This is a genomic window from Saccharospirillum mangrovi, assembly GCF_003367315.1.
Classification (GTDB): Bacteria; Pseudomonadota; Gammaproteobacteria; order Pseudomonadales; family Natronospirillaceae; genus Saccharospirillum; species Saccharospirillum mangrovi.
On sequence record NZ_CP031415.1, the window covers coordinates 3,576,109 to 3,597,013 of the forward strand.

Here is a 20,905-nt window from a genome sequence, read left to right on the forward strand (position 1 = left end):
ATTAGCCTGCCACATTCCAGAAATAATTCTTTACTACAGAAGTGAAACCATTAACTTGATCGTAGTCTAGTTGGAACGCCCTAGAGATAGAAGGTCGTAGATGCTTCAAGTAACTCTTATCTATCTCTGTATCGGTTGAAAGAACAATCATCTGATGACTTGCGGTCTGGAAATAATTCTCTACCAAGTTTCTCCTATGCGATGAGTCTAAACGGCCAAGCGGGGTATCAATAATCATAGGAAGCGCTCTTCCGGAAGTTTTTGCTAAGGCTTCTAGTATCGCTACTGCGAAAATCTGCTTTTCACCTGCTGACAACTTTTCTCTTTCTATTTCTCTCTTATTTATATCAACTAGTGATACTTGAAACGTTTTTCGATTTATTTTAATGCCCAACGCCATATCATTTTTTCTAGCCAGCCTAGAGAAACTCACTTCAAACTGCGCTTCTAGATCAGCAATTTTTGAATCCGACATTTTGTCGTTAAATTCAGATAATACAGAACTCGTATTACTAATATAGCCAAGTACACGAGCTTCATCACTTTCCTTAGCCGCCTTCTCATATAAGCGATCTAATTGACGCGCAATAGTTAAAGCTCTGCTCACCTCTTTTCGAGCATTATCTTTTGTAATAGCAAGCCTCTCTTCAACCTTACCCGCTTTCCGCTGCAGTTCTTGCATTTCTATGAATTCAGAGCTCAGAGCTGAATCATCAGGCACTCTTAAAAGCGACTCAGCTAACTCACTGATTTCTTTCTCCATCACTTCAAGATCAGAAAATAGAGTTCCTAGTGCTTTTTTCTGTAAACGCGCTTTGTTAAATGAAGAAAATATCTCTGCAGCTTGTTTGGGAGTTAAATCGTGAACAACGCTTTCAGTAGCGTCTAACGGCATATTCAAGAGAACACCGCTAAATTCTTCACTGATCTTTGTAAACGCCTCACCACTCACTGATGGCTTTATTTTTGTCAATGCACCTTTAAATGCACTTTCTAATTTATGATAAATATTTCTATCTTGTTGTCTATTTATATCAAACTCGATTCGCTCTTCTACTTTTCTGGAAAACTCATCAGCAACAGCTAATGGAGTTGCGTCTGATAAGAGTGAGATGATATTTGCGGTGCACTTTTTCTTTTTCTCTTGTAATGCGTCAAGTTTTTCTTCTATTTCAGTCTTATTTTGATAAAAGCTTCCACCTTTCTCTTCTAGGTTTCTTCTAATCTGGTCAATCTGTTTTTCTATTTCGAATCGCTTCGTATTTAGCGTAGAAATTTCTAAACGATACTCTTCAATTATTCTTTCACACTCTTTCAAAGTGAGCGAATCTAAATCTATCTGCTTCTGAACTGAATTAACCGCTGTCTTCTTTGAAATGTTACGACGAATAACTTCCAGGTCACCACTAAGTCTTTCAACGATATCCAAGCCTAATAGCTTTTTAATAGACCGCTCAAGAATTAGTCCGCTCGAGTCGTCTGCTAGCGAAGCTATTTTCTCGCCATCGAAAAAGAAAAGCTCAGATACGCCAATCGGTATCAGTTCATTCAAAAAGCTCTGGGCCTGATCATAACTTAGACCTTTTACAGCTTTTGAGTTTTGAAATATCTCCAATGATTCTTTTACTTTGTCATTTCGCCTAAACCACTTACGGATGATCTGATATTCAGTCTCTGTACCCAGCTTCGCGTATGTAAAAGAGAGCTCGACAGAGGCATTTTCTATTTCCTCTTCAGAGTGTGGTGAGTTGTGGATGGAATTTAAAAGAAATTGGTCATACTTTTTTTGTGATACTGAGTGGCCTAACGAATTTCGGCCATACAAAGCCAATCGTATTCCAGTTAATATACTTGTTTTTCCTGAACCATTTAGGCCACCAAATAAGATAATTGGTTTTGGACTACCATTTTCCGATTCAGGAGAAAGATCAAACTCATTTTCTCCCTTAAAAACTCTAAAGTTAGTTAGCTTAAGCTTCTTAATTAACATTAATTCAAAAACTCTGAATAATTTTTCTTTATACTTGCGACAAATGACTGCTCACTCTTACGGAAACCCTCATTTCTAATATTAACCTCTTCTAGTGACTCCCAGTCGCGCTGCATAATTGATTCCAAGCTACTTAGGATGCCTTTTCGGTTTCCAAGCCCAGAGACTTCGATCTCGGCTTCAAGCATCTTTCTAATCAAGTGACCTGAAACTCCATACTCTTCTGCAAGTTGATCCATGAGTGAAGCATCAACTTTGGTAAATGCGCCTGCATCATTCTCGACCCAATCTAAGTCCTCTTCATACACTTCACGATATATACTAGGCAAAGAGTCTTCCCAGTCCGGTTCGTTAGGATCACGCATCCACTCTCGGCGAATCATATGTAGCTCTGGCTTCGTAATAAGTTCGATTTCTTGACCGGATTCATTGATCGACTTTTCAATCTCCAAAAGCTCTTTTAAAAACTCACGGCGTTTTACTAGCAAGTAGGGACCGGGAATGTGACGTACTTCAGTGACACTATCGTCGTTGATATCGCCAGTGTTATAGGTGACGCGGCCGGTTCTTCTTCTAAAGTTTCTAAACTCTTCTGCATTCTCTGGCTGTCGCGAAGCATATAATTTGTTTCTAAATGCGAGCAGAGGTTTCATCCAGTCTGCACCTGACTCAATGAGCCCATGCAGAGCTTTATCATCAGTTACAACCGTGCATGTCCAGCAACCAAAACGGCTATTCCCACATGATGGAGTACTTTTATCGATTACCAGAGGACACTCGCCTTGGTTGGAGCCTTTATATAACTCAAAGAGCTCTGTGTTGGTTCCTCCCCATGGACACGGGGCGCTCATCAAGTACATCCACACATCATCTGCTGACCAACTTTCAATCGGCATGTACGTATAAGCATTAGGTAACGAACTATGACGACTCAGTGCCGAGCCATCGATCTTGTGCTTAGCAATCACTTGAGCCCTAGACGAGCTCTCTTGGCTTCTTGACCCAAGTGCAACAACGACTTCGCCAAAACGAGCAACCTTATCCAAGATGAATTCGCTAACTGGGTCAATCTTCATACGTTCAGTACACCACCTAAAGGTCTGATTAGGTGCGGGATAACCTCGACCAATTAAATTCACCCAAAAAGTTTGATCGGTCTTTGGTACGACACTGTGGGCACTGATTGGTAAACCTTGCTCAGTAGCGTTTACGTTAATTTGTTTCAAAACATGATTAATTAGATCAACAACAACAGGAGTCTCTACAAGGGTATCGGAAGAAACGACATACACATGTTTTGACCTTTCAGACTCAGGTAATGCCACTAACGCACTATAAATCAGCGACAAGACAGTAGTAGAGTCCTTCCCGCCACTAAAACCGATTATCCATGGTCGGCTATCAGATCTATATATATGTTGCACCTCACTGATCAAGTCAGTAAGCGGGCGGCCTTCTACGTCCAGCTCCTGCAGCATAGAAACGTGATCTGAAAACGGAAAATGCTCTTGTACACTCATTTAGTAACCTCCACTTCAAATCGCTGCTCTTCTGACGTCAGTGCGATTCCTAACTGCTGCTTGATATAGTTACCTGTCAACACGACATTTGTACGTGCTTTGCTAATTCTTCCGTGATGCATAGCACGACCTTCCCAAACGCTATTCGTGCGAGACCAATCAATATTCTGAAGGCCATTCAGCTTCTTCTTCCATTCATTTCTTGGTTGAACTAGAAGTCCAGAACCTATGTTTCCCATGGCTTGCAACATCACGCCATGTGCATGGACGCTTTGCTCTCTTAACTCAAAAGTGGCTACCTTTTTTTCCTGAGCTAGCTGCCAGTCTCTCATATTGGCAGACACTTCCTTCCAGTACTCAACAGCGAGGCTTTGTTCATCGCTGGTAATAACCTCACCCTTCCCTTTAACGAGCAACGCTTTTGAGGCGTTCTTTATCGCCGAAAGGGTAAACAGCTTGCTACTTCGATTTGAGATACTGGATTTCTCCATTTCAGTAAGGCGGGAAAAAACATCAACATGTTTAACGATATATCTAGCCAACTCTGACAACCCATCACGGTGATCATAAAGAGTACTGATGGAGTTGCTGGGACGAATTGCATGTTTATTTAAGTCTGCAAACATTTGTTGACTGCGCTTTAACCCTTCATCAATAAAGAACAGAACAGGAATGTTGTCGTATCCCAACTCAGGATTTAATTCGAGGGCACGTTCAATAGCTTCTCTTCGGTGTTGGCCATCGTTAATAAGAATTTTGGCGTCCATTGGGATAGAAAGCAGCCCCAAATTTTGACCAGCACCTGTATCTGAACTCGGATCAAATGTCACTCGGCCATCTATCGACGCCGTGATACCTGAAAGGGTGAAATCTAATGGGTTATCGACAAGGTAACTTACAATATCCGGGATTCTTGCCCTATTTAACGTCCGCTGAGCTCTTAGCTCAGGAGGCACCTCTTGGCTGTCAAAAATAAAAATCTTAGGTAACAACCTCATGGGGCACATTGCTACATAGCATGGCCGCCCAGCTTGAACCCCTCTAGCGGCAGGGAATGAGTGCGAAAAATCTGCCATACCGCTCCTCCTGGACGTCAAAAAATTTCGGAAGTGAAAGTATTGAAATTTAACTTCCTCGTCAACGAAAAATCGTATCTTGTTACAATAATAATAGCTAAAAACTAACTATTTATTAATTTTAATTAATTACTACAATGAAATAGAACCACTATCATTCCCGTCATAGCCAAAACCTACAGAAGGCACCGAGATGATTAAAACAGCCACTTTTGCCGTGATGCACTTTTCCATCGCTTTCAGCGTGGCTTGGGCGTTGACGGGCAGCCCGGTTGTGGGCGGTCTGGTGGCGTTGGTTGAGCCGGCGGTGAATACGGTGGCGTTCTACTTCCATGAGAAAATCTGGAAGCGGATTGAGCGAGTGCGGGCCAGCCATTCTGAGCAGTTCAGCGCGGTCATGTAATCGCCTGGGTTGCCGGACTTCTCAACAAAGTCAGTTTGAGCCGCTCAACAAACCAGCCAGTTAACGTTTAGCCGTACAGTCACCGCTCATGCCCTGTCACATTGGGAGAGTCTTCATGAGCGCTAACCCCGAATCACTGTCGGTGCTGGTCACGGGCGGCAGTGGCTTTGTCGCCAGCCACGCCATTGCCCAGTTGTTGCAACAAGGCCACCGCGTGACCACCACAGTGCGCGACCTGAGCAAACAGTCTGCCGTGGTGGAGATGATGCACCAGGCCGGCGTTACTCAAACCGATGCGCTGCGTTTTATCGAAGCCGACTTGATGGACGACCACCATTGGGCCGACGCCTGCGCCGGTGTCGACTATGTGCTGCACATCGCCTCGCCGATTTTTCTGCGCCTGCCCAAACACGAAGATGAGATGATTTTGCCGGCCGTTGAAGGCACGCAGCGGGTGTTGAAAGCTGCGCGCGATGCCGGCGTTAAACGAGTAGTAATGACTTCCAATTTCGGCGCCGTCGGTTACAGCCATAAAGACCCGACGCAGCTGATCACCGAAGCCGATTGGACCGACCCGAACGAACCCGGCCTGTCGCCCTACAACAAATCCAAAGTCATGGCCGAACGTACCGCCTGGGAGTTTATGGCGCGCGAAGGCGGCGATATGGAATTGAGCGTGGTCAACCCGATGGGCATTTTCGGGCCGCAGTTGAGCCCGGTGATGTCCAGCGGTCTGGGCTTGTTGAAAGCGGTATTGGACGGTTCCATGAAACGCCTGCCTAACATTACGCTGGGCATCGTCGACGTGCGCGATGTGGCGAGCCTGCATCTGTTGGCGATGACGCATCCGCAAGCCGCCGGCGAACGCTTTCTGGCGCTGGCCGGTGGCGTTATGACGCTGCGCGACATCGCCGAACTGGTGCGCGAAAAATTGCCGCATCTGGCCGTCAACGCCAGCCGCAAAACATTGCCCGATTGGGCGGTTCGATTGGCAGCGCTGTTTAACGACAACGCCAAAGGCCTGAAGCCCATGCTCGGCATCAACCGCCTGGCGTCCAATTCGAAAGCCACCACTGTGCTAGGCTGGCAACCCAGAACCAATGAAGAAGCGATTCTCAGCGCCGCTCAAAGCCTGGAGGCGTTCGGTTTACTGACATGATGCTGCAAACCTCGATTAAATCCTGCTACGTCGGACCCGACATTTCGCCGGAACAGTTCATTCCCGAGCACCTGTTTTTATACCTGGTGCAAGGCGACATCGAGGGTTTTGACGGCCATCGGCATTATCGGCTGAACACCGGCGGCGCCTGTTTGATTCGCAAAAATCGCCTGGCGCGGTACAGCAAACAACCGGTCGATGGGCAGTTTGAAAAAATCGCGGTAGTGCTGGATGAACCTTTGCTGCGTTCGTTTATGGACCGACATGCAGCGCAGATTTCTCACGCAGAAAAACCACCAACCGATGCCTTTATGCGCATCGACATGGATGATCGACTGCACGCCTTTATTCAATCGCTGACGCCGTACTACCAAGGCAACGGTCGGATCGATCCGGCCTTTGCCGATCTCAAACGCGAAGAGTTGTTGCTGTTGTTATTGCAGCAGCAACCGATGCTGGGCGCGGTGCTGTTTGATTTCCGCCCGCCTGGCCGGTTGGACCTCGAATCCTTCATGAATGCGCATTACAAATTCAACGTCAGTCTGGATCGGTTTGCTTATTTAACCGGGCGCAGCTTGTCGGCGTTCAAGCGTGATTTCAAAACCATCTTCAACAATTCTCCCGCCGCCTGGCTGGTTAAACGCCGCCTGGATGAAGCGCATTTTTTGCTGACTCACGAGCCGAAAACGGCGTCCGATATTTATCTGGATCTCGGCTTTGAAGACCTGTCGCATTTCTCCTTCGCGTTCAAAAAACAGTTCGGCTATTCACCACGCCAATTGCAGGCTTCAAAGGAAAGCACCGCCGGTTGATGTTGCGCCAATCGGCCACGTTTTTGCGGCAATCGGCCACGCCGGCAATCGTGGCTCTTTCTTATGCTCGGTTCGCTTTTAACCGGCGATAACAAGAAGGAGCCTGTTGTGAAATTTCGTTTGCTGTTAATACTGGCGTCACTGACATTGACCACACCCTTTACCCGGGCCGATCAGCTGTTGGGCATTGGCGCGCAATATCAATCCATCACCGACTTTGAAGATTCAGGCATCGGCCTGAACATCCGCTACGGCTACGCAGTGACGCCGCAGTTTTCGCTGCAATCGGAGTTCAGCGTCACACCCGCCGAGGCCGAACAGGAACTGTTCAACAGCTCCGGCGCTTCGGTCGGTTACATTGCGCTCTGGACCAATACCTTTGCTCTGTACGGCAAATACGAACAGCCGTTGGGTGAGACGTTTTATGTGCACGGCCGCGTCGGCGCGCTCTATTACGAAACCGAAGCCGACGTGTGCCAAGGCAGCTGCCAGACCGTTACCGATTCCGACAGCGGCCTCAGCTATGGCGCCGGCGCCGGTGTGCATCTATCGCCCAACCTGAATGCCGTGGCCGACTGGACAGTGATCGCCGAAGACGCCCAATACTTCGGATTAACACTGGAATACCGGATCCTGGCGCCCAGCCGTTAAGCGGCAGTGGGGTCGAAACGGCGGTGAAAAAAACACCGGTCTGTGCGACATTAGCGGCCAAATTCCCCCGCCGCTGGCAGACTCTCGATGAAAACCGTTTACTCCCCGCTGCATCACCGCCGCACCGCCAAGTCGGAACTGGACGGCGGCATTCTGGTCACGCCCTATGAAAACCCCAACCGCGCCGAAACCATTCTGGCGCGGGTGAAGGAACGCCAATTGGGCGAGGTTCTGGCACCGACCGAACATGGCCTCGACCCCATTCGCGCCATCCACACTGACGATTACATCGAGTTCCTCGAACATTGCTGGACCGACTGGGCCGCCGCCGGCAAACCCGGCGAAGCCATTCCCGCAGTCTGGGCCGGGCGCGGTATGCGCCACCGCAAGCCGAAAGACATCGACGGCCGCCTCGGCTATTACAGCTTCGCCGCCGAAACCTCGATCACCGAAGGCACCTGGGATGCTGCCCGTGCGTCAGTTGATGTGGCGCTCACCGCGCAACAGCAGATTCACAACGGCGACCGTGCCGCTTTCGCTTTGTGTCGCCCGCCCGGCCATCACGCCGCTCAGGACATTTTCGGCGGTTACTGTTTCTTCAATAACGCCGCGATTTCCGCGCAAGCCTTTCGCGACCAGGGTGCCGAGCGCGTCGCCATTCTCGATGTCGATTTTCACCACGGCAACGGCACCCAATCGATTTTTTATGAACGTTCCGACGTGTTCACGCTGAGCATTCACGGCGACCCGGATTTGGTATTTCCACACTTCCTCGGCTTCGAAGATGAAACCGGCAGCGGCAAAGGCGAAGGCTATAACTGGAACCGTTGTTACCCACCGGGCACGCCGTTCGAGATTTGGAAAAACGGCCTGGAAGACGCCTGTATACTGATCGACGCTTACAACCCCGATGCATTGGTTGTCGCGCTCGGTGTCGATACGTTTGAAGGCGATCCGATCTCGTTTTTCAAACTGACCAGCGACGACTATTTGCGCATGGGCGAACGCATCGCACGGCTCGGTAAGCCGACATTATTCACCATGGAAGGCGGCTACGACGTTGCTGCCATCGGTGTAAACGCGGTGAATGTATTAGAAGGTTTTGAATCGGTCAGCTGACCCAAAAACATCAGGAAACAGCATGAGTTTTAGATTGGAATTTTCCGTTCGCGATTACGAACTGGACTTGCAGGGCATCGTCAATAATTCGGTTTATCAGAACTATCTGGAACACGCACGTCATGAATTTTTGCGCGCCAAGGGTTTGGATTTCGCGGCGCTATCGAACGAGGGTATCGACCTTGTTGTGGTGCGCGCCGAACTCGATTACAAAAAGCCGCTGCGCAGCGGTGACCGTTTTCACATCGACACCGCCTTTCGCGTTATCGACCGGGTGCGTTTCGCCTTCGATCAATCGATTGTGCGCAACGACGACACCCTGTGCATGAAAGCCGTGATCATTGCCACAGCAATGAATGCGCGCGGCCGGCCATCGATTCCCGATGGTTTGATCGAAACGCTGAGCGCGGGTGAGTGACCGCGTTCAGCTGTTTTATTCCGGCCCGATCACGTCGCGTCGGGCCATCCAGGCTTGCACCAAACCGGCCTGAAAAAACGGCAGCGGTTCTTCGAAACCGCTGGCTCTGACAATTCTCGACAGTTCGACCATCGACATCACACCCACATCCGTCGAATAGGCTTTTTTCAAACGCGTGATTTGTTCCGGTGTGACCTCAGCCTGAGTGGTGATGCGTTGCCACAACGCCAGGCTTTTTTCGTATAAAGCCGAGCCGGTATCAAACACCAAATCCGAGCTGGCGAGGATCGCTTTGGGTTTTAATCGCTGCGCAATTTGGCGGAAAAATTTTTGCCGCGCCAGCCGATCGGTCAAAAATTGCGATACCAAAAAGCAGGTAGCGGCATCGAACTGTTGCGCCGGCGACAGGCTTTCCAGATAGCCATTCACCAGCGTGCAACGTTTGTCGATGCCTGCGTCGATTAAATTCTGCCGACACACCGCCATCATGCCCGCCGACGGTTCCACCAGGGTAAAGCGCCAGTCCGGAAACCGCTTTGCCAAAGCAATGGCTTCAGCACCCGTGCCCGCGCCAACGCACAGCAAATGAGCGTTGCTGGGCACATCGGCAAACACCGCCTCCAACAAGAACCGAAGCGCCGACTCAATCGGTTCACGACGCTTGGCTTGTTGGTCGTAACCGGCCGCTTGCTGATCAAAAATAGCGACGATTTTTTCCGGCCCCATGGCGTTGCCTTACCCCGCCGACTGCATGATGGAATGGTGCATCAACGAGCGGTGCACCGCACTGCCCGCCATGGCGCCACCGGCCATGGCGAAGGTGACGTTGCCAAACGGCCGCGCGGCGTCGCCACAGGCAAACACACCCGGTACCGACGTGGCCTGCATCGCATCAACTTCAATGTAGCTGCCCATGGTGCCTTCGGTCAGCACGCAACCGAGTTGTTCGGCCAGGGTGTTGGTCATCGTCATTTTCGGTGCGACAAACAGACCGGCCAAATCGACCTCGCGGCCATCGGCCAGATGTACAACCGCACGCGTTTCGCCGCTGACGCGCGTGACAACTTCTCGTTCTACGGTTACACCGCGCAAACGCAGTTCATTCAACTGATCGGCACTCGGTTCAAACACGCCGTTAATGAAGAAGGTTGTCAGGCCCCAGTCGGGAATCATAAACGCCTGATGGAAGGATTCTTCGCTGCTCGCCAACACGCCCAAAGCGCCGCGATTCAATTCATAGCCGTGGCAATACGGGCAGTGAAATACCGTCTTGCCCCAGCCATCGTTCAGGCCCGGAATGTCCGGTAATTCATCGCGCACGCCGGTCGCCAGGATCAGATACAGGCCGCTATATTGTTCGCCACTATCGGTTTCGACTTTGAACACGCCATCGCGCGATTGCACGGTACTGGCAAGTCCATTCACCCAGGTAACGCTGGGGTATTTCAATAATTGTTCGCGTGCTTCATCGGCAATCTGGCCGGGCGGTTTACCGTCCCCAATCACGCCGTGAGCGTGGCTGGCGAAGCGATTGCGGCGCTGACCGCCGTCGATCATCAGCACAGTCCGATAACCGCGCGCTAACATCATGGCAGCGGCCATGCCCGCGTAGCTGCCGCCAACAATGACGACGTCGTAAGTTGTATTCATCGATGTGTCTCTCTGTGGGTTCGCATGCCGCGGTTAAAGTCGCGGGCGAGCTCGGCCAAGGTCACGCTTTTGAAGCGCTCCAGCAGTTGTTGCTCGGCACTGGCAAAGGCATCGCCAAGCGCCGCGTTTACCGCTTGTTCAACCAGACAACCCGGCATCTCAGTGCGATGCCCAATAGCCAGCAAAGCGGGCTCTCCCAACGCAACGTAGATGTCGTAGAAGGTGGTCGTTTCCAGATCGCACGCCACTTGCCAACCACCGCCGTGGCCTTTTTCCGAGCGCACCAAACCGTGCTCACGCAACCCGGCAAGAGTGCGACGAATGACGACGGGGTTGGTCTGCATCATGGCGGCCAGCGCATCCGAAGTGCGTGGCGCGCCGGCTTCGGCCAGATGCAACAGGACGTGCAGAACGCCCGATAAGCGGCTGTCTCTTTTCATGTAACTTAGATTATTACGTGAAAATCGACTTGGCAAGTTCACTTTTGTAATCGTTGTTTTGATCTGAACTGGCCGAAACAAAAACGCCGGCACTAAGGCCGGCGTGGATGGAGCAGGATACAACAGTTGTTCGGACGGTTACTCCACCGTCACCGACTTCGCCAAATTACGTGGCTGGTCAACGTCGGTGCCTTTGATGATGGCGACGTAATAACTCAGCAGTTGCAACGGCACGGTGTAGAGAATGGGCGCCAGTTCATCGTCGATGTGTTCCAGTTCGATCAAGCCGGTAGCGCCAGCTTTGCCCAGGCCGGCGGCGCGATCGGCAAAGACATACAACTGACCACCACGAGCACGCACTTCTTCCATGTTCGAGCGCAGTTTTTCCAGCAGTTCGTTGTTCGGTGCGACGACGATGACCGGCATGTCGGCGTCGATCAGCGCCAGCGGGCCGTGCTTGAGTTCGCCGGCAGCGTAGGCTTCGGCGTGAATGTAGCTGATCTCTTTCAGCTTCAACGCGCCTTCCATTGCGATCGGGTATTGGCTGCCTCGACCCAGGAAAAGGGCGTGGTGTTTGTCGGCAAAATCTTCGGCGAGATCGGCGATGGTGTCGTTCAGCGTCAGCGTTTGGGTGATCAATTTCGGCAGTGCACGCAGGCCTTTAACCAGACGTTGAATCTCGCTGGCTGCCACGCCTTGATGCCGCGCCAGGCTCAACACCAGCAGCATTAATCCGACCAACTGAACGGTGAAGGCTTTGGTCGAGGCAACGCCAATTTCGGCACCGGCGCGCATCATGTAAGCCAGGTCGCTTTCGCGCACCAGCGACGAACCCGGTACGTTGCACAAAGTCAGCGTGGCTTTGTAACCGAGGTCTTTGGCGACGCGTAACGCGGCCAGCGTATCGGCGGTTTCACCCGACTGGGAAATGGTGACGAACAAAGCATTTTTCGGCACCACCGATTTGCGATAACGAAACTCCGAGGCGATCTCCACCTGGCACGGTACACCGGCAATTTGCTCGAACCAATAACGCGCCACCATGCCGGCGTGATACGACGTGCCGCAGGCAATAATTTGTACGAAATCGATGCCGGCCAATAAGTCGTTTGCACCAACGCCGAAGGCTTCGGTAACGACGTCTTTTTCGCCTAAACGACCGTCCAAGGTTTGTTCAATGGCATACGGCTGCTCAAAAATTTCCTTGAGCATGAAATGCTTGTATTGGCCTTTGTCGCCAGCGTCGTGCTGGATGTCGCTTTGCTGGGTTTGGCGTTCGACGGCCTGATCGTTGAAATCAAGAATGGTGACGCTGCGGCGGGTGACTTCGGCAACGTCGCCTTCTTCTAAATAGACAAAATCGCGTGTGACCGGCAGCAGTGCCAGTTGGTCGGACGCAACAAAATTTTCGCCAATGCCCAGGCCGATCACCAAGGGTGAACCGGAGCGTGCGACGACCAAACGTTCCGGGTCGCGACGGTCCACCACCGCCATGCCGTATGCGCCGTGCATCAAGGCGCGCGCTTTTTGTACCGCCTGTAGCAGGCTGTCGCTGGTGCGCAATTCGCGCTCGACCAGATGCGCAATCACTTCGGTGTCGGTATCAGAATCAAAGCGATAACCGTCGGTGCGCAGTTCTTCGCGCAGCGTTTCGTAGTTTTCGATAATGCCGTTGTGCACCACGGCGATGGTGTCGTTCGAGACATGCGGATGCGCGTTGGTTTCGTTCGGTTGACCGTGTGTCGCCCAACGCGTGTGCGCAATGCCGGTGCCGCCCATCAGCGGATTTTGGTCCACGGCTTGCGATAATTCGGCGACTTTTCCGACGCGCCGAACCCGCTTTAATTCTTCGTTGTTAATGATCGCGATACCGGCGGAATCGTATCCGCGATATTCCAGACGGCGCAGACCTTCAATCAAAATTTCGGCTACATCGCGCTGAGCGACAGCGCCAACAATGCCACACATGGGAGGCTCCTTTTATTCGTGGTGCTCGCTTTCTTGTGCGCAAATAGTTGCAGAAAAAGTTGCGAGCGAAAAAGTCAAAAAACGACGCTTAATTTTTACTGGGTCGTTGCCATTTACTGATGCTGACTTGGCGCGCGCGGCCGATGCTTAACTGATCGGCCGGCGCGGTTTTGGTGATCACTGAACCTGCGCCAATAAAGGCGCCATCTTCGAGTGTGACCGGTGCCACCAAGGTGGAATTCGAGCCGACAAAAACACCGGCACCGATGTCGGTACGGAATTTATTGGCGCCGTCGTAATTGCAGGTGATAGTGCCGGCGCCGATGTTCGAGTGCGCACCCACGCGGGCGTCGCCAACGTAGCTGAGATGGTTGATCTTGGCGCCGGCTTCGACCTGGGCATTTTTGGTTTCGACAAAGTTGCCAACCTTGGCGCCATCGCCCAGGGTCGTGCCGGGGCGAATGCGGGCGAACGGACCGACCGTCACTTGCGCACCCAACTCGGCGTCGTCAATTACGGTGTTGGCTTCGACCACGGCGCCGTCGCCCAGACGTGCGTTGCGAATCACACAGTTCGGGCCGATGCGCACGCCGGCACCTAACTCGACGTCACCTTCAAACACGCAATTAATGTCGATAAAACAGTCGGCACCGACGCTGATGTTGCCACGCACATCAACGCGCGCCGGATCGGCCAGACTGCAGCCAGCGAGCATCAGTTGTTCGGCTTGCCGACGCTGAAAACGACGTTCCAAGTCGGCCAGTTGCACGCGGTTATTCACACCCAGCGTTTCTTCAACATCGTCCGGTTCGGCGGTGCGCACAGCGATGCCTTCGCTCACCGCCATAGCGATCAAATCGGTCAGGTAATACTCGCCCTGAGCGTTGTTGTTGCTCAGCCGTGGCAGCCAGTCGTGCAGCACCCAGGCGGGCATGGCGAGAATGCCGGAGTTCACTTCGCGGATAGTTTTCTGCTCGGCGCTGGCGTCTTTTTCTTCGACGATGGCCTGCACCTCGCCTTGGGTGTTGCGCACGATGCGGCCGTAACCAGTTGGGTTATCCAGTGTGACCGTGAGCAGTGACAAGGTTTTCTCATCCACCTGACTGATCAACCGTTGCAGCGTTTCGACGCGAGTCAGCGGTACATCGCCGTACAACACCAACACGGTTCCGGTCGGCGGCAGATTTGGTAGCGCTTGCGCCACCGCATGGCCGGTGCCCAGTTGCTCCGCCTGCAACGCAAACTGCACCGGCTGATTCTGAAAATGCGCTTTGACGGCATCGCCGCCGTGCCCGATGACCAAGGTAATGTCAGACGCAAATTGACGAGCGGTGTCGACAACGTGCTGTGCCAGTGGCCGGCCGGCCAGTGGATGCAGCACTTTGGGCAGGCTCGATTTCATGCGTGATCCCTGGCCTGCGGCTAAAACAACTACGGTGACGTCCATGCGTCGACTCCAATAGTGAAACGGTGAGTGGACTGCATTGTAGAGCCAAAGCCCGGCGACACAACCCGGCCTTAGTCAGGATTTTTTTGACGAAACGAAAAGACGGCGACGGTGTACCTGACACAGGCGTTCAGGGATAATGCCGCCACTGCCTATAACGGGATCGGTTCAGGACGTGACGATGAAAATTTTGGTAACCGGCGCCGCCGGTTTTATTGGCTTTCACCTCAGCCAGGCACTGCTGGCCCGGGGCGATACGGTGGTCGGTATCGACAACCTCAACGACTACTACGAAGTCAGTCTGAAAGAAGCCCGTTTGGCACAGTTGGATGGACAAAAGGGTTTCAGCTTTCAGCGTCTCGACGTCGCTGACCGCGACGGCATGGAAGCGCTGTTTGCCGCTCACCAGTTTGATCGAGTGGTGCATTTAGCGGCGCAGGCCGGGGTGCGTTATTCGATTGAGAATCCGCACGCTTACGTGCAGGCCAATCTGGTTGGCTTTATGAACATTCTGGAAGGCTGCCGGCACCAGCAAGTGGCGCATCTGGTGTATGCGTCGTCCAGTTCGGTGTATGGCGCCAATGAGTTGCAGCCGTTCAGCGAACAGCATGCGGTGGATCACCCGGTGTCGTTGTACGCGGCGTCGAAGAAATCGAATGAAATGATGGCGCACAGTTACGCCAGTCTGTATGACTTGCCCTGCACCGGGCTGCGCTTTTTCACCGTGTACGGACCTTGGGGCCGACCGGACATGGCGTTGTTCAAATTCACTCGCGGCATCATCGATGGCAAACCCATCGACCTGTACAACGGCGGCGACATGGTGCGCGATTTCACCTACATCGACGACATCATTGAAGGGGTGGTCCGCACCACCGATCACATTGCCCAGGCCGACCCGGACTGGCGCGCCAGCGAACCGCGCCCCGACACCAGCTATGCGCCCTACCGGATCTACAATATCGGTAACAACACCCCGGTGAAGCTGCTCGATTTTGTCGATGCGATTGAAACCGCCGTTGGCAAGCCCGCGCAGCGTAACTTAATGCCGATGCAGGATGGTGACGTGCCGTCCACTTACGCCGATGTTTCGGCGCTGGAAAGCGCCGTCGGCTTCAAACCGTCAACACCGATTCAGACTGGTGTTGATCGGTTTGTCGCCTGGTATCGCGACTACTACAACGTCTGATCAGACCCAGCCGAGTGCGCGTAACGCCACCAGCCCCAGGCTGGTGGTGATCAGACTCAACACCGTAGACGTGGCGATGATCGACGCCGCCAGGTTGGCGTTGCCGCCCATGGCACGCACCATCACATAGCTGGCCGCCGCCGTGGGTGAGGCCGACATCAGATAGAACACGCCCAATTCAATGCCGCTGTAACCCAGCCAATGCGCAATCAACACCGCTGACCCCGGAATAAAAATCAGCTTAAACGCCGATGCCCAGGCGGTGACTCGTCCGGCTTCAATAAAGCCACGCCAGGACAAACTGGCACCGACGCAGATCAACGCCAGTGGCAAGGTCATACGGGCAAAGTATTCGCCGGTATCCATCACCCAGTTCGGCACCGGAATGTTCAGCAAGACAATGGCCGAGGCCAGCAGGATGGCAATGATCAGCGGGTTCTTGGCCATGTCCTGAACGGCGCCGACCACCGGGTGGCGATCACTGGCCCGAGGCGACCAGCGACTGAGCGTGACCACAGCGAGAATGTTGTACAGCAAGGTCACAAAGGCGAGATACACCGACGCCAGCAAGGCCGCTTCCTGCCCAAAGGCATTCAGGCAAAACGCCAGACCGACAATGCCCATGTTGCCGCGAAAGCTGCCCTGCACGAACACGCCGCGTTCGTCGTGATGCGGCACCAGAGTCCGGGTCACCAGCGACAGAACCAAAAACCACAGTGCGGTGAACACCAGCGCCAGAAAAATAATACCGCCGCCGGGCATGCTGGTCGGGCGTGCACTGACGATGTTGAGGAACAACAAACTTGGCAACGCCACGTTAAACACCAGCTTGGAACCGCCTTGAACGAAGGCGTCGTTAATCCAATCCCAGCGGCGAAACGCCATGCCCAGAATCACCACCAATGCGATGGGGCCAGTAACTTCGAGGGAAAACAGCAACAGCGACAACACGGCGGGAGGCGTCCAGCGGAAAGGGGCGCCCAGTATAGAGAGGCAAGCCGATCGCAGCCAGCAACGCTGCGGCCACGACCGGTTTCAGTGATACCCGACTTCAGGCCTTACTTAAGGCGTTTCAGATCGGCTTCGATCTCTTCGATCTTGTTCTGAACCACTTTCTCCAGGTGGTGGAGATCGTCCAGAATTTTCTTCTTCAGATCGGTTTCCACGTGCACGCGACGGGCGATGGAATCCAGCTCGTCAACAATCTGCCGCAACGCCGGAGAAATTTCCGTGGTGTCCATGTAGCTGCGAGTACCGCTGTCGACCTTGACGCGTTTTTGCTGGCGCGGGTATTTGAATTTCTCGCTGCGGGCAAAGAGGTCGCCCTTTTCGCGCTTGTAGTAGATCTTCAGAATATCGTCGTAGCCTTCGGTGCGAAGGGTATACTTTTCGATCTTGTCGGTGTCGGTCACGCCGACAGCATTCAGGTGTTCAAACATCGAGCATCCTTGAGCGATTAGATGTGAGTGGGTGTACGAATTTTGTACTAAGCCTAGATTACGCCAACAAGGGCCGCAATCAACAAGCAACCCGCGTGCCTGTCGCAGTTCCATAAAAGCCACGCCAAAACGGAAATAGAATGCACCATGACGTTGCACATTCGCCTGCTTGAGCTCGAACGTTACCTGCCCAACGTGAATAACGACGCCGATTTGCAGCGCGCCCTGGGTCCGCTGAAACGCTACTGCCGCGAACAGACCAACCACGCGTTAACGCTGGCGCCGTTTTCGGAAGCGGACCGGGGTGAGGCCGCGGTGGTCATCATCGGCACCGATAAAGGCAAAATCGAATCGGCGGTGCGGTTACTGGAAGAATGGATGGAAGCGACGCTGCCGGGGCAGATGCTGCGGTTTGAAGGGAATTGGTTATAAGACTGTCGTTATCGGAACAATGTCATTCCGGAATAGCCAGTTATTGAATGTCATCCCGGATCAAGTCCGGGATGACGAACCCGATTTCAGCGAAACTCAGTTACGGCCGATAGCGTTCAGATCGGCGAAGGTTTTTTCCAGTCGCTTGATCATGCTTTCTTCGCCTTTGCGCAACCAGACGCGCGGGTCGTAGAACTTCTTGTTCGGCTTGTCGTCGCCTTCCGGGTTGCCGATCTGGCTTTGCAGATAGCCTTCGTTTTCCTGGTAGTACTGACGAATGCCGTCCCAGTTTGCCCACTGCGTATCGGTGTCGATGTTCATCTTGATGACGCCGTAGCTGATCGCTTCCTTGATTTCCGCCTCGGTGGAACCGGAACCGCCGTGGAAAACAAAGTTCAGAGCGTTTTTACCGAGACCGAACACTTCCGAACAGTGCGCTTGGGAATCACGCAGAATGGTCGGCTTCAGTTTAACGTTGCCCGGCTTGTACACGCCGTGCACGTTGCCGAAAGACGCGGCGATGGTGAAACGCGGGCTGATGGCATTCAGCGTTTTGTAGGCGTAGGCCACGTGCTCAGGTTGGGTGTAGAGGCTGGATTCGTCGGCACCGCTGTTATCGACGCCGTCTTCTTCACCGCCGGTGACACCCAGTTCAATTTCCAGCGTCATGCCCATCTTGCTCATGCGCTCCAGGTATTGGGCGCAGGTAGCAACGTTGTCTTCCAGGCTGTCTTCCGACAGGTCAATCATGTGTGACGAGAACAACGGCTTGCCGGTTTCGGCGTAGTGTTTTTCACCGGCGTCGAGCAGGCCGTCGATCCACGGCAGCAATTTACGCGCAGCGTGGTCGGTGTGCAGGATCACCGGCACGCCGTAGGTTTCAGCCACGGTATGCACGTGGCGAGCACCGGCCAGCGCGCCCAGAATGGCGTTGCCCTGACCTTCGAGTTTCAGGCCCTTACCGGCGAGAAAACCAGCACCGCCATTGGAGAACTGAATGATCACCGGCGAGCCAACGCGTGCAGCGGCTTCTAATGTGGCGTTGATGGTATCGGTGTTGACGCAGTTGACCGCTGGCAGCGCAAAGCCTTCGGCCTTGGCGATTTCAAAAATCTTCTGCACATCGTCGCCAGTGGCAACGCCGGGTTTGACGACATCGAATACTTTGGTCATGGCTGGAACCCTCCTGTTGGGGCGGCCGGGCCGCCCATCGGTATTATTTTAGTCTTGGGCGCGTTGCTCGAGAATTTCAACGGCTGGCAGTTTCTTACCTTCAACGAATTCCAGGAAGGCTCCGCCGCCAGTGGAAATGTAGGAGAAGCGATCTTCCATATCGAATTTCTGTACAGCGGCGATCACATCGCCACCGCCCAATACCGAAAACGCACCGCTGTCGGCAATGGCTTCGGCGACGGCTTTGGTACCTTCGGCGAAATTATCGAACTCGAACACGCCACACGGGCCGTTCCACAAAATGGTCTTGGCGCCTTTCAGAATCTCGGCGTATTTAGCCGCTGTTTCCGGACCCAAATCCATGATTTCTTCGTTGTCCTGAACCTGATCAACCGGCTTGATGGTTGCCTTGGCGGACGCGCTGAATTCGGTACCGACGCGCACGTCGATCGGCTCCGGAATATCCAGTTTTTCCATCAGCGCTTTGGCATCGGGAATCAGGTCTTTCTCGTGCAGCGACTGGCCGACGTTGTAACCGCGCGCGGCCACAAAGGTGTTGGAAATGCCGCCGCCGACAATCAGTCGATCGCAGATTTTCGACAGGCTTTCCAGCACCGTCAGCTTGGTTGAAACTTTAGCGCCACCGACGACAGCAACCATCGGCCGTTGCGGGTTATCCATCACTGCGCCGAGCGCTTCCAGTTCAGCCGCCAGCAGCGGACCGGCGCAAGCGATGGGTGCGAACTTTGCAACACCGTGAGTCGAGGCCTGGGCGCGGTGTGCGGTACCGAAGGCGTCCATCACATAGACGTCGCACAGCGCCGCCATTTTCTTCGACAGGCCATCATCGTTTTTCTTTTCGCCGACGTTGAAACGCACGTTTTCCAGCATGACTACCGGCGCATCGCTGTTAACGCCGTCGATCCAGTCTTTGATCAGCGGGATGTCGCGGCCGAGCAGTTTGCCCATGTACTCAGCGACCGGAGCCAGTGATGCGGCGGCATCGTATTGGCCTTCTTCCGGACGGCCCAGGTGCGACATGATCATCACCTGCGCGCCTTGCTTGAGCGCCACTTCGATGGTGGGCAGGGAGGCGCGGATGCGCTTGTCCGAGGTCACTTGGCCGTTGTCGTCCAGCGGGACGTTCAGATCCTGACGAATCAGTACGCGTTTTCCGGCCAGATCGAGGTCGGACATCTTGATCACAGACATGGCAATTCCTTTCGGCGAAAATGTTGGGGACGCCATTGTAGACCCTGAGGCGGGTGGAATCATCCGCTTTGTAATTTTCCTACATTTTAGCCGTCACAAAGACAGTTTCGCGGCGCTTTGTTACACTGCGCACCCAGCTTGCCCACCCACTTCTCGCTGGATTCTTGATGAACACCGCTCCTATTTTTATCGGCATCGCCGGCGCCTCTGCCTCTGGTAAAACGCTGCTCTCAGCCACCGTCTACGAAGAATTGCGCCGCGAACTCGGTGACGACGCCATCGCCATCATCAAAGAAGACAGCTACTACCGCGACCGCAGCGAACTGACGTTCGAAGAACGCGAGGCCATTAATTACGACCACCCGAACGCCTTCGATCACGATTTACTGATCGAACACCTCGATCAGCTCAGCGCCGGCCAGGACGTTGAAATTCCCATCTACGATTTCACCGTGCACAACCGCTCACCGGAAACTTTTCCGCTGAAACCGGTGCGGGTGATCATCATCGAAGGCATTTTGATTCTGCACGACAAGGCGATTCGCAAACGTCTGGACGCCAAGGTGTATATGGATACGCCGCTGGATATTTGCTTAGTGCGCCGGCTGCAACGCGACATCGCCGAACGCGGCCGTACCGTCGAATCGATCATCGAACAGTACAAACGCACGGTGCGGCCGATGTTTCTGGAGTTCATTGAACCGACCAAACAATTCGCCGACATCATCGTGCCGCGCGGCGGCAAAAACCGCGTCGCCATCGAGATGATCAAAGCGCGGATTTTGCAGATGCTTGGTCACTGAAACA

The 20,905-nt window shown here is 53.3% G+C and carries 21 protein-coding genes; 9 read left to right on the forward strand and 12 right to left on the reverse strand.

Annotated features, from left to right (window positions below):
• Window position 1: 1 nt before the first annotated feature.
• Genes dndD through dndB form a run of 3 tightly spaced genes read right to left on the reverse strand, consistent with a single transcriptional unit; the run spans window position 2 to window position 4,586 of the window.
• Window positions 2-1,990 carry a DNA sulfur modification protein DndD gene (gene dndD / locus DW349_RS16755; RefSeq protein ID WP_108124330.1) on the reverse strand — a complete coding sequence of 663 codons (1,989 nt, stop codon included), beginning with the start codon at window positions 1,988-1,990 and terminating at the stop codon, window positions 2-4.
• Complete coding sequence (gene dndC, locus DW349_RS16760; RefSeq protein WP_108124331.1) at window positions 1,990-3,510, reverse strand: DNA phosphorothioation system sulfurtransferase DndC; 1,521 nt, start codon at window positions 3,508-3,510, stop codon at window positions 1,990-1,992. The genes dndD and dndC overlap by 1 nt, the downstream gene beginning before the upstream one ends.
• A complete protein-coding gene (dndB, locus tag DW349_RS16765; RefSeq protein WP_108124332.1) occupies window positions 3,507-4,586 on the reverse strand; it encodes a DNA sulfur modification protein DndB in 1,080 nt (359 codons plus the stop codon). The genes dndC and dndB overlap by 4 nt, the downstream gene beginning before the upstream one ends.
• A 193-nt stretch (window positions 4,587-4,779) precedes the next feature.
• On the opposite strand from dndB, the gene DW349_RS16770 reads away from it, so the two are divergent.
• The 6 genes from DW349_RS16770 to DW349_RS16795 all read left to right on the forward strand — a co-directional run bounded on the left by DW349_RS16770 (window position 4,780) and on the right by DW349_RS16795 (window position 9,148).
• Window positions 4,780-4,989 (forward strand): DUF2061 domain-containing protein, encoded by a 210-nt coding sequence (locus DW349_RS16770; RefSeq protein WP_108124333.1) that lies wholly within the window; start codon window positions 4,780-4,782, stop codon window positions 4,987-4,989.
• 115 nt (window positions 4,990-5,104) lie between these two features.
• Complete coding sequence (locus DW349_RS16775) at window positions 5,105-6,148, forward strand: SDR family oxidoreductase (protein WP_108124334.1); 1,044 nt, start codon at window positions 5,105-5,107, stop codon at window positions 6,146-6,148.
• Window positions 6,145-6,960, forward strand: coding sequence for a helix-turn-helix domain-containing protein (locus DW349_RS16780; RefSeq protein ID WP_198650409.1), 816 nt, complete (start codon window positions 6,145-6,147; stop codon window positions 6,958-6,960). The genes DW349_RS16775 and DW349_RS16780 overlap by 4 nt, the downstream gene beginning before the upstream one ends.
• 108 nt (window positions 6,961-7,068) lie before the next feature.
• Complete coding sequence (locus DW349_RS16785; protein ID WP_157954242.1) at window positions 7,069-7,611, forward strand: porin family protein; 543 nt, start codon at window positions 7,069-7,071, stop codon at window positions 7,609-7,611.
• A gap of 87 nt (window positions 7,612-7,698) precedes the next feature.
• Window positions 7,699-8,730: a histone deacetylase family protein gene (locus DW349_RS16790; protein WP_108124336.1), complete on the forward strand. Its 1,032-nt coding sequence runs from the start codon at window positions 7,699-7,701 to the stop codon at window positions 8,728-8,730.
• 22 nt (window positions 8,731-8,752) lie between these two features.
• Window positions 8,753-9,148 carry an acyl-CoA thioesterase gene (locus tag DW349_RS16795; protein WP_108124337.1) on the forward strand — a complete coding sequence of 132 codons (396 nt, stop codon included), beginning with the start codon at window positions 8,753-8,755 and terminating at the stop codon, window positions 9,146-9,148.
• 15 nt (window positions 9,149-9,163) lie between these two features.
• Here the strand turns inward: DW349_RS16795 and DW349_RS16800 are convergent, their stop codons facing one another.
• The 5 genes from DW349_RS16800 to glmU form a co-directional block, all read right to left on the reverse strand.
• Window positions 9,164-9,874, reverse strand: a complete 711-nt coding sequence (locus tag DW349_RS16800) for a class I SAM-dependent methyltransferase (protein ID WP_108124338.1) — start codon at window positions 9,872-9,874, stop codon at window positions 9,164-9,166.
• 9 nt (window positions 9,875-9,883) lie between these two features.
• On the reverse strand, window positions 9,884-10,798 hold the full coding sequence (locus tag DW349_RS16805; RefSeq protein WP_108124339.1) for an NAD(P)/FAD-dependent oxidoreductase: 915 nt from the start codon (window positions 10,796-10,798) through the stop codon (window positions 9,884-9,886).
• Entirely contained in the window at window positions 10,795-11,238 is a 444-nt protein-coding gene (locus tag DW349_RS16810; RefSeq protein ID WP_108124340.1) for an Rrf2 family transcriptional regulator, read from the reverse strand. Before DW349_RS16810 ends, DW349_RS16805 begins: the two co-directional genes overlap by 4 nt.
• Window positions 11,239-11,376: 138 nt before the next feature.
• A complete protein-coding gene (gene glmS, locus DW349_RS16815) occupies window positions 11,377-13,206 on the reverse strand; it encodes a glutamine--fructose-6-phosphate transaminase (isomerizing) (RefSeq protein ID WP_108124341.1) in 1,830 nt (609 codons plus the stop codon).
• Between the two features lie 88 nt (window positions 13,207-13,294).
• On the reverse strand, window positions 13,295-14,653 hold the full coding sequence (glmU, locus tag DW349_RS16820; protein WP_108124342.1) for a bifunctional UDP-N-acetylglucosamine diphosphorylase/glucosamine-1-phosphate N-acetyltransferase GlmU: 1,359 nt from the start codon (window positions 14,651-14,653) through the stop codon (window positions 13,295-13,297).
• Between the two features lie 181 nt (window positions 14,654-14,834).
• Here glmU and DW349_RS16825 point away from each other — a divergent pair, with 181 nt between their 5' ends.
• Entirely contained in the window at window positions 14,835-15,842 is a 1,008-nt protein-coding gene (locus DW349_RS16825; protein WP_108124343.1) for an NAD-dependent epimerase, read from the forward strand.
• Here the strand turns inward: DW349_RS16825 and DW349_RS16830 are convergent, their stop codons facing one another.
• Together DW349_RS16830 and DW349_RS16835 are read right to left on the reverse strand one after the other, a co-directional pair.
• Window positions 15,843-16,793: an AEC family transporter gene (locus DW349_RS16830; RefSeq protein ID WP_108124344.1), complete on the reverse strand. Its 951-nt coding sequence runs from the start codon at window positions 16,791-16,793 to the stop codon at window positions 15,843-15,845.
• A 107-nt stretch (window positions 16,794-16,900) separates the two neighbouring features.
• A complete protein-coding gene (locus tag DW349_RS16835; RefSeq protein ID WP_108124345.1) occupies window positions 16,901-17,281 on the reverse strand; it encodes a DUF3461 family protein in 381 nt (126 codons plus the stop codon).
• A gap of 147 nt (window positions 17,282-17,428) precedes the next feature.
• Here DW349_RS16835 and DW349_RS16840 point away from each other — a divergent pair, with 147 nt between their 5' ends.
• On the forward strand, window positions 17,429-17,713 hold the full coding sequence (locus DW349_RS16840; protein WP_108124346.1) for a hypothetical protein: 285 nt from the start codon (window positions 17,429-17,431) through the stop codon (window positions 17,711-17,713).
• A 96-nt stretch (window positions 17,714-17,809) separates the two neighbouring features.
• On the opposite strand, the gene fbaA is transcribed toward DW349_RS16840, so the two are convergent.
• Window positions 17,810-18,886, reverse strand: coding sequence for a class II fructose-bisphosphate aldolase (fbaA, locus tag DW349_RS16845; protein ID WP_108124347.1), 1,077 nt, complete (start codon window positions 18,884-18,886; stop codon window positions 17,810-17,812).
• A 48-nt stretch (window positions 18,887-18,934) separates the two neighbouring features.
• Window positions 18,935-20,098: a phosphoglycerate kinase gene (locus DW349_RS16850; RefSeq protein WP_108124348.1), complete on the reverse strand. Its 1,164-nt coding sequence runs from the start codon at window positions 20,096-20,098 to the stop codon at window positions 18,935-18,937.
• A gap of 167 nt (window positions 20,099-20,265) precedes the next feature.
• Here DW349_RS16850 and udk point away from each other — a divergent pair, with 167 nt between their 5' ends.
• Window positions 20,266-20,901 (forward strand): uridine kinase, encoded by a 636-nt coding sequence (udk, locus tag DW349_RS16855; RefSeq protein WP_108124349.1) that lies wholly within the window; start codon window positions 20,266-20,268, stop codon window positions 20,899-20,901.
• Window positions 20,902-20,905: the final 4 nt, after the last annotated feature.